The 16,054-nt window shown below is 64.6% G+C and carries 12 protein-coding genes; 10 read left to right on the top strand and 2 right to left on the bottom strand.

Going from position 1 to position 16,054, the window contains the following annotated elements; translation table 11 throughout:
- Positions 1-41: 41 nt before the first annotated feature.
- From ACXX81_RS17370 to ACXX81_RS17325, 10 genes are all read left to right on the top strand, one after another.
- On the top strand, positions 42-791 hold the full coding sequence (locus tag ACXX81_RS17370) for an SDR family NAD(P)-dependent oxidoreductase (RefSeq protein ID WP_231423042.1): 750 nt from the start codon (positions 42-44) through the stop codon (positions 789-791).
- A gap of 13 nt (positions 792-804) precedes the next feature.
- Complete coding sequence (locus ACXX81_RS17365; protein WP_209989093.1) at positions 805-1,101, top strand: hypothetical protein; 297 nt, start codon at positions 805-807, stop codon at positions 1,099-1,101.
- On the top strand, positions 1,098-2,072 hold the full coding sequence (locus ACXX81_RS17360) for a CobW family GTP-binding protein (RefSeq protein ID WP_458572115.1): 975 nt from the start codon (positions 1,098-1,100) through the stop codon (positions 2,070-2,072). Before ACXX81_RS17365 ends, ACXX81_RS17360 begins: the two co-directional genes overlap by 4 nt.
- A complete protein-coding gene (locus ACXX81_RS17355; RefSeq protein ID WP_209989098.1) occupies positions 2,069-3,244 on the top strand; it encodes an ABC transporter substrate-binding protein in 1,176 nt (391 codons plus the stop codon). The genes ACXX81_RS17360 and ACXX81_RS17355 overlap by 4 nt, the downstream gene beginning before the upstream one ends.
- A gap of 784 nt (positions 3,245-4,028) precedes the next feature.
- Positions 4,029-6,365 (top strand): putative bifunctional diguanylate cyclase/phosphodiesterase, encoded by a 2,337-nt coding sequence (locus ACXX81_RS17350; RefSeq protein ID WP_458572114.1) that lies wholly within the window; start codon positions 4,029-4,031, stop codon positions 6,363-6,365.
- A gap of 36 nt (positions 6,366-6,401) precedes the next feature.
- On the top strand, positions 6,402-6,545 hold the full coding sequence (locus ACXX81_RS17345; protein WP_458572113.1) for a hypothetical protein: 144 nt from the start codon (positions 6,402-6,404) through the stop codon (positions 6,543-6,545).
- Positions 6,546-6,559: 14 nt separating this feature from the next.
- On the top strand, positions 6,560-7,237 hold the full coding sequence (locus ACXX81_RS17340; RefSeq protein WP_458572112.1) for a methylamine utilization protein: 678 nt from the start codon (positions 6,560-6,562) through the stop codon (positions 7,235-7,237).
- Entirely contained in the window at positions 7,221-9,569 is a 2,349-nt protein-coding gene (locus ACXX81_RS17335) for a putative bifunctional diguanylate cyclase/phosphodiesterase (protein WP_458572111.1), read from the top strand. The genes ACXX81_RS17340 and ACXX81_RS17335 overlap by 17 nt, the downstream gene beginning before the upstream one ends.
- Positions 9,570-9,579: 10 nt before the next feature.
- Complete coding sequence (locus ACXX81_RS17330) at positions 9,580-10,434, top strand: DUF3034 family protein (RefSeq protein ID WP_231423669.1); 855 nt, start codon at positions 9,580-9,582, stop codon at positions 10,432-10,434.
- A complete protein-coding gene (locus ACXX81_RS17325) occupies positions 10,434-10,853 on the top strand; it encodes a group I truncated hemoglobin (protein ID WP_209989114.1) in 420 nt (139 codons plus the stop codon). Before ACXX81_RS17330 ends, ACXX81_RS17325 begins: the two co-directional genes overlap by 1 nt.
- 287 nt (positions 10,854-11,140) lie before the next feature.
- Here the strand turns inward: ACXX81_RS17325 and ACXX81_RS17320 are convergent, their stop codons facing one another.
- Together ACXX81_RS17320 and ACXX81_RS17315 are read right to left on the bottom strand one after the other, a co-directional pair.
- Positions 11,141-13,558 (bottom strand): glucose/quinate/shikimate family membrane-bound PQQ-dependent dehydrogenase, encoded by a 2,418-nt coding sequence (locus tag ACXX81_RS17320; RefSeq protein WP_458572110.1) that lies wholly within the window; start codon positions 13,556-13,558, stop codon positions 11,141-11,143.
- A gap of 458 nt (positions 13,559-14,016) precedes the next feature.
- Positions 14,017-16,035, bottom strand: coding sequence for a TonB-dependent receptor (locus ACXX81_RS17315; protein ID WP_458572109.1), 2,019 nt, complete (start codon positions 16,033-16,035; stop codon positions 14,017-14,019).
- Positions 16,036-16,054 lie beyond the last annotated feature (19 nt).

Genomic DNA, 16,054 nt, shown 5'->3' with positions numbered 1-16,054 from the left:
CCCTTCCACAGGGGACCTGTGTTTGTTTGAGGAGAATTTACATGCTCGCTCTGTCTAATCGCCGCGCCGTCATCACTGGCGCCGGCAGCGGCATTGGGGCCGCCATCGCGCGCGCTTATGCTGCCGCAGGCGCTCGTCTGCTGCTGGCCGACCGTAACGCCGCGAGCCTCGCTGAAACCGCGATCACCTGCCGCAACCTCGGCGCCGAAGTGGTCGAGTGCGTGGCCGATGTGGGCACCGTCGAAGGCGCCCAGGCCAGCGTCGACCGCTGCGTCGAACATTTCGGCGGCATCGATATTCTGGTCAACAACGCCGGCATGCTCACCCAGGCGCGCTGCGTCGACCTGTCTATCGAGCAGTGGAACGACATGCTGCGTGTCGACCTCACCAGTGTGTTCATCGCCAGCCAGCGTGCCTTGCCGCACATGCTTGCGCAGCGTTGGGGGCGGATCATCAACGTCGCTTCGCAGCTGGGCATCAAGGGCGGTGCCGAGTTGACCCACTACGCGGCAGCCAAGGCCGGGGTAATCGGCTTCACCAAGTCCCTGGCGCTGGAAGTGGCCAAGGACAACGTGCTGGTCAATGCCATCGCCCCGGGGCCGATTGAAACGCCGCTGGTGGGTGGCATCAGCGCCGACTGGAAACGCGCCAAGGCCGCCGAGCTGCCGCTGGGGCGCTTCGGCCTGGCCGACGAAGTGGCGCCCACCGCCGTGCTGCTGGCCAGCGAGCCGGGTGGCAATCTGTTCGTCGGCCAGACCCTCGGGCCGAACTCCGGCGATGTCATGCCATGAGCGGGGTGTAACCATGTGCGGACTCTGCGGATTGCTCGGCGAAGACCTGCACTGGAGCGACCCCCTGGGCGACGAAGTGCCCCGGCGCCGCGAACGCCTGCGCCGGATCGCGGCGATCAACCAGGTACTGGCGGTGTTCCGGCTCAAGGTCGAAGACTTCCAGGGCGCGTCGTACCTGCTGCTGGGGGCCACCGGCAAACAGGCATTGGCGAGCGGTCTGGATCAATTGTGGCAAGCGGCCGAGGCCATGCTCGGACGACCGCTGGACCCGCTTGATCCACGCCTGCTCGACCATCTGGAGTCAGCATGAGCATCGCCCTTAACGTCATCACCGGCTTTCTCGGCAGCGGCAAGACCACCTTGCTCACGCGACTGCTGCAAGGTGAAAGCCTCGGCGACACCGCTCTGCTGATCAACGAATTTGGCGATGTGGGCATCGACCATCTGTTGGTGGAGGAAGTCGCACCGGACACCGTGCTGCTGCCCAGTGGCTGCGTGTGCTGCTCGATTCGCGGCGAGTTGAAAGACGCGCTGCTGGGCCTGCTGCAACGTCGCGAGCGCGGGGAGATTCCGCCGTTCAAACGGGTGATCCTGGAAACCACGGGCCTGGCCGACCCGGCGCCGATCCTCGCCACCCTGAACAACGACGTGCAACTGCGCGGGCGTTTTCATATTGGTTTGGTGATCACCCTGGTCGACGCCAGCCACGCCGCCCTGCAGGAACGCCTGCACCCGGAATGGCTGGCCCAGGTGGCGGCGGCCGACCGTCTGCTGCTGAGCAAGACCGACCTGGTGGACGACTGCGCGCCTTTGCGCGCGCACCTGCAGGCGCTCAATGCCGGCACGCCGATCCTCGACACCCACACGATCCACAGCGGCGACCAGTTGCTGCTCGGCGAAGGTCTGCGCAGCGCTGAACCGGCGCTGGAAGTGCGCCGCTGGCAACTGCATCAGGCCACCACCGTCACCCACGGCGACGCGCAAGTGTGCTGCCTCACGTTTGAACAGCCGCTCGACTGGGTCGGTTTCGGGGTGTGGTTATCGATGCTGCTAAGATGCCACGGCGAACGAATCCTCCGCGTCAAAGGACTGCTCAACGTGAACGCAAGCTCGGCCCCCATCGTCATTCATGGCGTGCAGCACTGCCTGCATGCCCCGGTGCACCTGCCCGCGTGGCCGGGCAGCGACCGCCAGTCGCGGCTGGTGTTCATCCTGCGCGGCCTCGACCCTGCGCAACTGCGGCGCTCCTTCGACGTGTTCTCGCGGCGCTTCGCGGCATGATCACCCTGCGCGTGCTCGGCACGTCGGTGACCCTGCTCGAATGTCTGCGAGTGAGGGCGGAGCAGGAGCTGGGTATTCGCCTGGTGTATCAGGTGCACGACGTTGCCCAGGCCCAGCGTATCGCGGTGATGCAGCCCGACAGCTACGACCTGTATGACCAGTGGTTCCACAACGTCGACTTCGTGTGGCCGGCGCGGGCGATCCAGCCTATCGATACGCGGCGCATCGCGCTGTGGCACGAGATCAACGACTTGCCCAAGCGCGGTCGGCTGTCGCCCAACGATCGCCTCGGCAGCGGCAGCGTACCCAGCGAGCGCCTGTTCGTGCAGCACGATGGCAGCCTGGGCAGCAGCGTGACCGAGCGTATCAGCATGCTCCCCCTGACCCATAACGCCGACAGTTTTGCCTACCGCCCCGAGCGCGTGCCCGAAGGGTTCAGTCACGGCAATGAAAGTTGGGGCTGGTTGCTCGACCCGGCGTGGGGCGCGCGCACCGCGCTGCAAAGCGATGCCGCCATCGGCGCGCTGGACGCGGCGCTGGCGATGCAGGGCGCGGGCCTGGCGCGCTTCAAGGACATCGGCAATATGAGCATTGAAGAGATCGATGTGCTGGCTGACATCCTCGTGCGCAAACAGAAGGCAGGGCACTTCGCGGCGTTCTGGTCTGACGATGAAGAGGCGGCGCAACTGATGCTCAGCCCGAATGTGGATATCCAGAGCCTGTGGTCGCCGACCCTGATGCGCCTGCATCGCGCCGGCGTGAAATACCGGCTGGCGGTGCCGCGCGAAGGCTATCGCGGGTGGTTCGGCGGTTTGTCGCTGTCGCGCCACGCCCAGGGGCCGGTGCTGGATGCGGCGTATGCGTACCTCAATTGGTGGTTGTCCGGCTGGCCGGGGGCAGTGATGGCACGGCAGGGTTATTACATTGGCAATCCGGCGCGCAGCCGTGATCATTTGAGCGCGGCGGAATGGGATTACTGGTATGCCGGCAAGCCCGCGCGCGAGGAGTTGCTGGGGAGTGACGGGCTGCCCCTGATCGAGGTGGGGGAGGTGCGTGATGGGGGGGCGTATGAGCAGCGTATGGGGCATATTGCGGTGTGGAATTCGGTGATGGATGAGCATAATTATCTGGTGCGGCGGTGGGGGGATGTGATGCGGGCTCGGTTGGCTTGATTGGGGGTATATCGGTTATTTGGGTGATGGCGGGTATGGGTTCCGCAGCGCGGCGGCCTTGGAGCCGACCGGGGTTGTCTGCCGTACGCCGTAAAATGTGGGAAGCTCCGCCACGTCTTCGACTTAGCGCTGTCGTGCAGCAAACTGGGGCCTCTGTGGCGAGCGGGCTTGCCCTAATGCCGTTAAGTTAAGGAAATTTTGATCGTTCCCACGCGTGGGAACGATCAAGAGGGCTCTTGTGGGCTTATTGTGGCGAGCGGGCTTGCCCCGCGTTGGGGTGCGAAGCGCCCCCAATCAAGCAAAACGCGGTGTACCTGATACGGCTCAGCGTCTGGTTTTGGGGCTGCTGCGCAGCCCAACGCAGGACAAGCCTGCTCGCCACAGGGAATCTGCGCTTAACTGAACGGCATTAGGGCTTGCCCCGCGTTGGGGGGCGAAGCGCCCCTAATCAAAGAAAACTTGGTGTACCTGACACTACACAGAACATGGTTGGGGGCTGCTGCGCACCCCAACGCGGGGCAAGCCCGCTCCCACATTTGGATCTCGGCTCTTTTCCAACAGTGACCCGCCGTAAGGGCGGGACCGTCAGCCGCCGTGACCAAAAAAACGGATATTCACCCAACCAAAACGCCAAAAACCCGCCACCCCTCTCAGCAATCTGCTAAAACCAATCACTCCACCAAAATAGATATATTCCTGACACCCCATCACCAGGCCGCAAGGAATGCACATACCGACAGCCACCCGCGGTCAAGAACGGCGAGCCTCTCCCGAAAGCTCCGCCATGACCTGGCGTCACACTTTCCAGACCCGCATCGCCGCGGTCCTGGCGCTGTTGCTGCTGATCGTCGTCGCCGCCACCTATTTCGCTGTCAAGGCCGCCACCACCCGTGCTGTGGAAAACCAGGCACATGTCCAGATGAAAACCGGCAGCGAGGTATTCGAACGCCTGCTCGACCTGCGCGGTCGTCGCCTGCACTACGGTCTGGACTGGCTGACCACCGATGCCCCGTTCAAACAGGCCGTGGCCGAGGGCAACAGCGAGGCGATTCTCGCGGCGTTGCGTCGGCACGGCACTGGGATCAGTGCGAGCGAAGTATTTGTGCTGGGGCTCGACGGCAAGGTGGTGGTCAGCACTTTGCCGGTGTTCACGCGCGGCCAGCCGTTTCCCGTTGACGGCGTTCTGCGCCAGGCGCGGCGCAAGGGATTGCAGATGCTGATCGTGGCAATGGACGGGCGTCCCTACCTGCTGGTGCAGAAAGACGTGTACGACCCGTTGCCCATCGCCCGTGTGGTCATGGGTTTCCCCATGGACACGCAGTTCGCCAGTGAACTGCGCTCCATGAGCAACCTGGATGTGTCGTTTATCAGCGTGCATGGCGGTCAACCCGGCCCGCTGTTCAGCACCCAGCCCGAGGGCTGGCAGGCCGGCGTCGTCAGTCTGCTGCGTGAGGCGCCCCTCAACCCCGAACCACAGATCACCCGGTTTTATGGCGAGCGTGTGCTCAGCCAGGTGCTGGCCCTGGCCAACACCGGCGACAGCGGTGAGGTGCGCGTGCTGCTGCAAACTCCGCTGGACCAGGCGCTGGAGTCCTTTGAACCACTCGACCGGCAGTTTCTCGGTATCGCCCTGGCGGTGCTGCTGGTGTCGCTGGCCGGGGCGTTGTTCCTCGCGCGGCGGGTATCGCGCCCGCTCAGTGCCCTGGTGGACGCCGCCGCGCGCATCGGCGCCGGGGATTACCGCACGCCCGTGCGGGTGCGCGGCCAGGATGAGTTCGGCTTACTGGCCCGGGCGTTCAACGCCATGCAGAGCGGCATCGCCATGCGCGAGCGGCAATTGGCGCACAACGCGCTGCATGATCCGCTCACCGGCCTGCCCAATCGCGCGCTGGCGATGGAGCGCCTGGGCAGTGCGATCAGCGCGCGGCGGCCGGTGGTATTGCTGTACCTGGGGATTGAAAACTACCGGGTGATCAATGAGGGCTTCGGGCCGGAGGGCGTCGAGGAAATGCTGCGTGAAGCCAGCCGCTGCCTGTCCATGAGCCTGCTGACCAGCGACACGGCGGCGCGCATCGCCGGCAGCGAGTTTCTGTTGCTGCTGGAAAACACCCAGGTCGACCGCGCCGTGGCCCGCGCGGACCGCCTGCATGCGTTGCTCACCGAGCCTCGGCGCATCGGTGATGACGAGGTGCGCCATGAAGTGAGCATCGGCATCGCCGCCTACCCCGCCGATGGTCAGCAGGTGGAAGAGCTGATCAGCCGCGCCGCCATCGCCCGGCATGATGCGGCGAGCCTGCCCGGCCACCTGCAGATCTATCAGCAGGACCGCGACCTGGCCCACCAGCGGCAGATCACGCTGATCCGCGACTTGCGCCGCGCCCCCGTCGAAGGCCAATTGCTGCTCTGCTACCAGCCCAAACTCGACCTCAAGCTCGGCCATGTGTGCCAGGCCGAAGCCTTGCTGCGCTGGCAGCACCCGACGCTGGGCCTGGTCTCGCCGGCCGAATTCATCCCCCTGGCCGAGCGCACCGGCAGCATGGGCCTGCTCACCGCCTGGGTGATCGAAGAGGCCATCCGCCAGATCGCCGACTGGGCGCAGCGCGGGCTGCTGATCCAACTGTCGGTGAACATTTCCGTGGATGACCTGGCCGACGATGACCTGGCCCTGCGTGTCACCGGGTTACTGGCGCAATACGGCGTGCCGGCCCGGCAACTGATTTTCGAGATCACCGAAAGCGCGATCATGCACAACCCGCAGCAGGCCCTCACTGTGCTGGAGCAACTGCGCGATTGCGGCATCAGCCTGTCGGTGGATGACTTCGGCACCGGTTACTCGTCGCTGGCGCAGTTGCAGCGTCTGCCGGTGCAGGAGTTGAAGATCGACCAGTCTTTCGTGCGCCACCTCGACAGCGCCACCGGTGACGGCGTGATCGTGCGGTCCACCATTGAAATGAGCCATAACCTGGGGCTCAGGGTGGTGGCCGAAGGGGTGGAATTCGAGCCCAGCCTCAGGTTGCTCAAGCTGTGGAACTGCGACACCGCCCAGGGTTACCTGATCAGCCGACCGTTGGAGGCGATGGCGTTCGAGCAGTGGATGGGTCAGCAAAGCGTGCCGGTCTGATCCCTACAGTTTTTGCGCAGGCAGGCGATAACCTCAATGAGCCTGACCGATTGCATAGGTTTTTTACCGACCGACGGTCAGGCGTGCGACGTTGTTCAATGGTGGCTCTTTGCCTTGTTTGCGGCATCATCGCTGCCATTGGTTCCAATTTTTGCCAAGGCTGGCCGCTTTTCTCCTTAATTCGCGGATCTCCCATGGGTCGAGTTGTTCAACTGCTATCTCGCGCGGCGCTGTTACTGGCGGCGGCTGGCCCCGTCTCGGCGGCCACGCTCGAGGTGGTCATGCATCAGGCCGATGGCAGCCCGGTGGCGGATGCAGTGGTCACCCTGCAGGGCCCGGCCCATGCGCCGACGGGGCTGCTCAAGGCCGATATGGACCAGCGCGGCCAGCGTTTCGCGCCTCATGTGCTGGCCGTGCACACGGGCACCCAGGTGCGCTTCCCCAACAGCGACAACATCCGTCATCAGGTGTATTCCTTTTCGGCCGCCAAGCGGTTCGAGTTGCGCCTGTATGAAGGCACGCCGAGCGAACCGCTGCTGTTCGACAAGGCCGGCGTGGTGGTGCTGGGCTGCAATATCCATGACTGGATGCTCGGCTACATCTACGTCACCGACGACCCGGTGTTCGGTGTCAGTGACGCTCAGGGCCGAGTGCGCCTGGAGCAACTGTCGCCCGGCGACTACCACGCCACCCTGTGGCACCCGCAACTCAAGGCCATGCAGCCGTTGGACGGCGGCACCCTGCACATTCCCGCTACGGGCCTGAGCCACAGCGTGGTGCTGGCCCTGGAACCAGTGTCCGCCGATCTTCCGCCCACGCCATCGGCGTTTGGCGATGCCTTCCATCGAGCCGCCCATGAAACTGCGCAGTAGTTTCCAGGCGCGGGTCGCCACGGTGCTGATCCTGCTGTCGCTGGTGGTGATCGGTGCGCTGTATTTCAGTGTAAAAGTCGCCACCCGCTCAGCGGTGCGCGGTCAGGCCATGACCCAATTGGAGGTAGGCTCGCGAGTGTTCGAGCGCCTGCTGGATGCGCGCAGCCGACGCCTGGCCGATGCTGTGCAACTGCTGGCCACCGACTTCGGCTTTCGCGATGCGGTGGCCAGTGGCGACTCGGCGACGATGCGCTCGGTGCTGCTTAACCATGGCAAGCGCATCAATGCCAGCGACATGATCCTGCTCGGCATGGACGGCAAAGTGCTGTCCAGCACCTTGAGCGAAGTGCCTGAAGGCTCGACCTTCCGCTACGACCAGGCACTGCGCGAAGCCAGAAGCAAGCACCAGGCCACGCTCATCGTGCCGCTGCAAGGCCGGCCGCACCTTCTGGTGGAATCGTCGGTGCTGGCACCGCTGCCGATTGCGCGGGTGGTGATGGGCTTCAGCATGGACGGCACGTTTGCCGATGAGTTGCGCTCGTTGAGCAACCTGGAAGTGTCGTTCCTGGCAATCGACAAAGGCGTGCCCGGCGAGTTGGTCAGCACCCAGCCGCAGGCGCTGCGCGACAGCATCCTGGACCTGATGGAGGGTGATTCGAGCCGCCGGGGCGTGTCGACCACTGATCATCTGGAACACAGCTTCCTCAGCCAGTCGCTGGTGCTGGCCAGCGACGACGACGGCAAAGTGCTGGCGCTGCTGCAAAGCCCCTTGGATGCGGCAATGCAGGCGTTCGTGCCGCTCGATGAAAAGATCCTCGGCATTGCGCTGGTGGCCCTGCTGGCTTCGTTGATCGGCGCATTGCTGCTGGCGCGCACGGTGTCGCGGCCGGTGCAGGCGCTGGCGTCGGCGGCCGAGCGCATCGGTCAGGGCCACTACCTCACGCCGGTGACCCTGACCCGCAGCGACGAACTGGGTTTGCTGGCCGGCGCGCTCAATGCCATGCAAAAAGGCATCGCCGAACGCGAGCAGCAACTGGCGCACAACGCGCTGCATGATCGCCTCACCGGCCTGCCGAACCGTGCGCTGGCGATGGAGCGCCTGGGCAGCGCGATTGCCCAGCAGCGGCCGATTGCGCTGATTCACCTGGGCATCGATAACCTGCGTGCCGCCAGCGAAGCCGCCGGGCCGGACGCGGTGGACCAATTGTTGCTCACCGTCGGCCGGCGCCTGCAAGCGGTGCTGCGCCCCGGCGATACGCTGGCGCACCTGATCGCCGACGAGTTTTTGCTGTTGCTCGAAGGCGCCGGCAGCGACGAGGCGGTGGGCATGGCCGACAAACTTCAACAATTGCTGCTGCGCCCCCAAAGCATCAACGGCCATGACCTGGCGCTGGACTGTCGCCTTGGCATCGCGACCTACCCGGCCGATGGCGAAACCGCACACACCTTGCTCGAACGCGCCGCGATTGCCATGGCGGACGCCGCGAAAATCCCCGGGCGTCTGCAGGTTTACAAGCAGGGCAGTGACCTTGCCCATCGCCGCCAGATCACCCTGATCCGCGACCTGCGGCATGCGCCCGGCCAGGGTCAATTGCTGTTGCACTATCAGCCCAAGCTGGACATTCGCCAGGGCCAAGTGCGCCAGGCCGAAGCCTTGCTGCGTTGGCAGCACCCGCAGTTCGGCATGATCTCGCCAGCGGAATTCATCCCCCTGGCCGAGCGCTCCGGCAGCATACGGTTGCTGACCCAATGGGTGATCGAGGAGGGCATCCGCCAGCTCTGCGAATGGAACCGGCGCGGCCTGTACCTGCAACTGTCGCTGAACATCTCGGCAGAAGACTTGCAGGGCGACGAACTGGCGCACCGCGTCTCGGCGCTGCTGCGGCGCTATGGCTTGCCGGCCGAACAATTGGTGTTCGAGATCACCGAGAGCGCGGTCATGCGCGAGCCGGAAAAGGCCCTGAAAGTCCTGCACCTGCTGCGCGACTGCGGTATCAGCCTGTCGGTGGATGACTTCGGCACCGGTTATTCATCGCTGGCCCACCTCAAGCGCCTGCCGGTGCAGGAGCTGAAGATCGACCAGTCGTTCGTGCGCAACCTCGATGAAACCAGTGAGGACGCGGTGATCGTGCGTTCCACCATCGAGATGAGCCACAACCTGGGCCTCAAGGTGGTCGCCGAGGGCGTCGAGTATGCCCACAGCCTGCGCCTGCTGGAGCGCTGGCAGTGCGACACGGCCCAGGGCTTCCTGATCAGCCGGCCCTTGAGCGCCGATGCTTTCGAAGCCTGGGTGGCGTTGCCGCTCAGTGCGCAAACTTCCCTGGTTCATTGAGTAGGCCGACGTGCGTCTTTTCCTGATCGGCTGCCTGGCCGCCCTGACTGTGCAAACCGCCCTGGCCGATAACGGCCGCCTGATCGCCACCGGCGGTGCCAGCAGCCTCGAAGGCGCGGCCGGCGGCGGCATCACGCCGTGGGCGGTACTTGCCGGTTATGGCGAACAGCACGAGTGGGGCGCCACGGCATTCGCCACCACGGTCAACCTGCCGGATTATCGCCTGGACGTGGCCGGGCTGGCGCTGGCCTATGACAACCGTGTCGAGCTGTCTTTCGCCCGGCAACGCTTTGACCTCGGCACCCTGGTGCACCGGCTCAACCTGCCGGATGACCACCTTGGCCAGGATGTGCTGGGGATGAAGGTGCGGTTGTTCGGCGACGTGATTTACGACCGTTTGCCCCAGGTGTCACTGGGCCTGGAATACAAACACCAGAACACTTTCGATATTCCTCGCCTGGTCGGCGCCAGGCGCGACAGCGATGTGGAAGGCTACCTCGCCGCCAGCCGTTTGTTGATGGGCGCGGCCTTTGGTTACAACGTGCTGGTCAACGGCAGCCTGCGCTACAGCCGCGCCAATGAAACCGGCCTGCTCGGCTTTGGCGGCGACCGCCGCGACCGTCGCAGCCTGCTGAAGGAGGGCTCGGTGGCGGTGCTGTTCAACCCGCGCTGGGCGGTCGGCGTGGAATACCGGGAAAAACCGGACAACCTGTCATTCGCCGGCGAAAGCGATTGGGCGGATCTGTTTGTCGGCTACTTTCCCAACAAGCATGTGTCGGTGGTGCTGGCGTACGCGCGCCTCGGCGAAATCGCCACGCTGGCTGACCAGAACGGCACCTATCTGTCAGTGCAGGGGAGTTTCTGATGCGCTTTCTATCGGTTGTGCTGGCCGTGCTGCTCAGCGCCTGTGCCCAGCAGCCGCCCAGGGATGACAGCCTGTACCGCGACCTGGGCGCGATGCCCGGCATTACGCGGATTGTGGAAGGCATGCTGCTCAACGTGGCCCGTGATCCGCGCATCGTCGAGCACTTCCGGCGCGTCGATATCCAGCGGTTGCGCAACAAACTGATCGAGAAATTCTGCGTGGAGGCGGGCGGGCCGTGCACCTACACCGGGGACAGCATGGCCGAGACTCACAAGGGCCAGAACGTGACCCGCAGTGACTTCAATGCGCTGGTGGAGGATTTGATTGCGGCGATGGATAAGGAAGGCATCGCCGTACCGGTGCAGAACCGCCTGATTGCGCGGTTGGCGGCGTTGCGCGGTGAAGTGATCGAGCACTAGCCCGCGCCGTCGCACAGCAAACTGGAGATTCTGTGGCGAGCCCGCTTGTTGTGGCGAGCGGGCTTGCCCCGCGTTGGGGCGCGAAGCGCCCCCAATAAAGGAGGTCCCGATGTAGCTGACACGGCGCAGCGCATGGTTTTAGGGCTGCTGCGCAGCCCAACGCGGGGCGAGCCCGCTCGCCACTGTGATGGGGTTGTGCCTGAAACTTCTCACATTGAATGTTTATGCCCATGAAAAAGGCGGCTACCTGTTGAGGGTAGCCGCCTTTTTATGATCGCCCGTGCCGCTTAATCAGGCAGTTTGAACGCCATCACGTAGTCGCCCTGCTTGGTGCCCAGGGAGCCGTGGCCGCCGGCCATGACCAGCACGTATTGCTTGCCGTCCTTGCCGGTGTAGGTCATCGGTGTGGTCTGCGCGCCGGCTGGCAGGCGACCTTCCCACAGTTGCTTGCCGTTTTTCACGTCGTAGGCACGCAGGTACTGGTCGAGGGTGCCGCTGAGGAACGCGACGCCGCCGGCAGTGGTGAAGGTCCCGCCCAGGCTCGGTACGCCCATGGTCAGCGGGATCGGAATCGGCGAGCTGTCACGCACGGTGCCGTTCTTGTGCATCCAGATGGTCTGGTGGTTGGTCAGGTCGACCGCCGCCACATAACCCCACGCCGGTGCCTGGCACGGCAGGCCCAGTGGCGACAGCAGTGCTTCGAGGATCACGCCGTACGGCGCGCCCTTGTTCGGCTGCACGCCTTCGGTTTCGCTGACGCGCGGGCCTTGTTTGGCGATCTCGGCGGCCGGGATCAGTTTGGATTTGAACGCCATGTAGCTCGGGTTCACAAACGCGATCTGACGCACCGGGTCAACCGAAATGCCGCCCCAGTCGAACACGCCGAAGTTACCCGGGTACACGATCGAGCCCTGCAGCGATGGCGGGGTGAACGGGCCGTCGTAGCGCATGGATTTGAAATCGATGCGGCACAGCATCTGGTCGAACGGGGTTACGCCCCACATGTCGCGCTCTTTGAGCGGCGGCGGCATGAAGTTCAGCTCGGATTTGGGCTGGGTAGGGGAGGTGCGATCACCCGCCACTGCGCCTTGCGGCACCGCCACTTCGTGGATCGGCACCACCGGCTGGCCGGTCGCGCGGTCCAGCACATAGATGCTGCCTTGCTTGGTCGACGCCATCACGGCCTGCTTGACGCCGGCTTCGGTCTTGACGTCGATCAGCGACGGCTGGCCACCCACGTCCATGTCCCACAGGTCGTGGTGAGTGAACTGGAAGCTCCACTTCACGTGGCCGCTGTCGATGTCCAGGGCGGTGAGGCCGGAGGCGTATTTCTCGGATTCGTCGGTACGGTCGCCGCCGTACTGGTCGGGCATCTGGTTGCCCATCGGCAGGTAGAGCATGCCGAGTTTTTCATCCACGGCGAACATGGACCACATGTTCGGCGAGTTGCGTGTGTAGGTCTGGCCTTCGGCCAACGGGGTGGTGTCGTCCGGGTTGCCGCTGTCCCAGTTCCACACCAGCTTGCCGGTGTGTACGTCGAACGCGCGGATCACGCCGCTTGGCTCGTCGGTCGAAACGTTGTCGGTGACGTGGCCGCCGATCACTACGAGGTTTTTGGTGACCGCCGGTGGCGAAGTGGAGTAGTAACCGCCTGGTGCAAAGCTGCCGATGTTGGCGCGCAGGTCGATCTGGCCTTTGTCGCCGAAGTCTTCACACATCTTGCCGGTGTCGGCGTTGAGGGCGATCAGGCGGGTGTCGGCAGTCGGTACGAAGATGCGTTTCGGGCAGGCAGTCGGCGCGGCGGCCGGGCTGGCGCTGCCGGTGGGGCTTTGCTCGGAGGCGTAGGCGGCGTCATCGTGATACGACACGCCACGGCAGGTCATGTGCGCCCACCCCTTGAAGTTCTCGGCGCCCTGGCTGCTGATCTTCGGATCGAAGCGCCAGATTTCCTTGCCGGTGTCCGGGTCCAGGGCAATGACCTGGCTGTGCGGGGTGCACACGTAGAGCATGCCGTTGACCTTGAGCGGGGTATTTTCCGCGGTGGTCTCGCCCGGGTCACCGGCGCCCGGGATGTCGCCGGTGCGGAAGGTCCACGCCGGTACCAGCTTGTGCGCGTTGGCCGGGGTGATCTGCGCCAGTGGCGAGTAGCGATCACCGAAGGCCGAACGGCCGTAGGAGTTCCAGTCGCCGTCGGCCTGGGCGGGCGCGGCGTTGGTCATGCCCGGCACCGCGTCGCGGTCGAGCTGGCCTTTCTTGACCATTACACCTGGCGTGGTGAACTGGCTGGCCAGTGCGGCGGCACCCGCCAGCACCACGGCCACGCTGAGCGCGCCAGTGCCCAGTGGCGCAGGTTGACCACGCAGCAACGGACGGCGAAACCACGGCAGCAGCATGACCAGGCCCAGGGCGAACAGCAGCGCCAGGCGCGGCACCAACTGCCACCAGTCCAGGCCGACTTCCCACAACGCCCACACGGTGCTGGCGAACAGCACCAGCGCGTACAGGCCCAGCGCTGCGCGGCGGGTGGCCAGCAGCAGGACGCCGGTGAGGGAGAGGCCGATACCGGCCAGCAGGTAGTACAGCGATCCGCCGAGCATGCTCAGCTTGACGCCGCCGGCCAGCAAGGCCAGGCCCATGATCAGCAGCAAGACGCCAAGCAGCCTGGGCAGCAGGCGGCTTGGGCTCGAAGCACCATCAGTGCTCATAGTGTGTTTCTCCGTCACGTTGGAATAATTATGTAACCCCGCGCTTCACTGTAGATGACGATTCGACGCGGGCTTGGTTCAGGGTTTTTTTCTATTTCTGGGGAACGCGAGGCTTATCCACAGCCGGACGATAGATTCCCCAGACGCAGGCCGGTTTAAGACAGCGCTGTCTTTATGCTTGGGGGCTTTCGGCGAAAGGGGACGACCGGGAGGTGAAGCGTTTCAGATTGTTGCGAAGGATAATGCGGCGGGGCGTTTTGAGAAAGCGTAAATCGCAAGATGCATCATTTCAGATTTGGTAACAGTGACTGAATGTCGCGGCAAAAACTGAAGGGGATAGCAGGCTCATGTGGGAGGGGGCTTGCTCCCGATAGCGGTGGGCCAGTTGATATATATGTCACTGACCCACCGCTATCGGGAGCAAGCCCCCTCCTGCAGGGGGACCTGCGGTGCGGACGTTAGAAGGTGGTGCGCACGCCGACCTGCACGCTGCGCCCCGGCGCCGGGGCGATGTCGCGCAGGATCGAGCTGGCGTAGCGCACGGTCTGGTTGGTCAGGTTTTCACCGTTGACGAACGCCAGCCATTGGCTGCCGCCCATGTTGAAGTGGTAACCGGCGCTGGCGCCCAGGGTGGTATAGCCGTCGGTGCCGCTTTCGTTGTCCGGCACGCGGCCCTGGCCGGCGGCATGTTCCACGTCGATGCGTGCCTGCCAGCGGTCCAGTTCCCACAGCAGGCCGCTGCTCATGCGTAATGGCGCAATGCGCGGCAGGGCTTCGCCGGTGTCGAGGTTGGTGGCTCGGGTGTAATCGCCCGACAGTTCCAGAGCGAACTTGCCGTAGGCGCTTTCGCCGAGCTTCCAGTGATCCTGGGCTTCGAAGCCGGCGAAACGGGCACGCACGCCGGAGTAGGTGTACTCGGGAATGCCGCTCGGGTCGGCTTCGCCTTCGTCGTTCAAAGTGCGACCGGTGCCCAGCAGGCCGATGTAATTGGAGAAGTGGCTGTAGAACACACCGAAGCTGCCCTTGTGGGTGCCGTTGTCGAAGCGCAGGGCGAGGTCGCTGGACACCGCTTTTTCTTTCTTCAGGTTGGCGTCGCCCAGTTCATAGGTGCCGGTGGCGACGTGCGCGCCGTTGGCGTACAGCTCGTAGAAGGTCGGCGCGCGCTCGGTGTAGCCCAGGGTGGCGGCCACCGACCAGATGGGGGTCAGCCTGTACACCGCGCCCGACGACAGGCTGCCGGCGGTGAAATCATTGCGGTTGTCGGCTGCGGCAAAGCGGGCGTTGCCCTTGGCATCGGGGTCGACGCTGCTGTGTTCCAGGCGCCCGCCGAGGCTGAGTTTCAGGCGCTCGGTGGCCTGCAGCTCTTCGAGAATAAACAGCGCGGCGGCATTGGTGTCGGTCTGTGGCACGAAGGCTTCTTCGCCCAATGCCGAGAATTCGTTGCGCGTTACCTGGGCACCAACCACGCCGTCGAGCGGGCCGATGGGCTGGTGGCGCGCTTCGACGCGGGCCTCGTAGCCCTTGTTCTTGAAGATCGTGCCGGTCTCGCCGCCCTCGATTTCGCGGTGCTCGTAGTCGGTGTAGCCCGCGTCGAGTTTTACCGAGGTAAACGGGCCTTGCAGGTTGCGGATCTCGGAGGCGAAAGCGTAGTGGTCCTGCTGCATGCGGATACGCACCGCCTGTTCGGCCGGCGAGCCGTAATTGGCGTCGTAAGTGCTGTAGGACAGCCCGGCATACCCGTCGTCCCAGGTGTAGGAGGCGCCTACGGCACCGCCGTCCTGGCGCCCGTCGCTGTTGCCCAGTCGCCCGTCTTTGCCAGGGCCGTCCTCGCTGACCGGCGCGTGTCGGCTGCGTGCGAAACCGGGGATCTTCAGGTCGTCGAATTCTCGTGCGTTGGCGTCCAGGTGCAGCGCGAAGGCGCCGTTGCCGGCTTCCAGTTTGCCTGCGCTGCTGCGGGTGGTGTCGGCGCCGCCGTAGCGCAACTCGCCGGCACCGTGGATGCCTTCGATGGCTTCGGTGGGGATGCGATTGTCGAAGGTGTTGACCACGCCGCCGATGGCGCTGCCGCCATACAACAGCGCCGCCGGGCCGCGCACGATTTCCACGCGCTCGACATTGACCGGGTCCAGCGGCACCGCGTGGTCGTAGGACAGCGACGAGGCATCCAGCGCGCCCACGCCGTTGCGCAGGATGCGAATGCGGTCGCCGTCCTGGCCGCGGATGATCGGCCGACTGGCGCCCGGGCCGAAGTACGAAGACGATACGCCCGGCTGCTTGTTCAGGGTTTCGCCAAGGCTGCCTTTTTGTTGCAGGGTCAAATCGTCGCCTTCGAGCACGGTGGTGGGCGAGGCGAGCTGTTGGCTGCCCAGCGGGTTGCCGGTGATGACCTGGGGTTGCAGTTCGAGGGCGTGGGCTTCGGAGCAGATCAACAGGGCGGCAGCGAGTGGGGTCAGGCGCCACAAAGAGCAGAGAGACATCGTACATTCCTTGGTAAAA

Source organism: Pseudomonas sp. GNP013, from assembly GCF_054343995.1.
The sequence above is the reverse complement of the archived record's forward strand: the minus strand, read 5'-3'. Positions and strand labels throughout refer to the sequence as shown.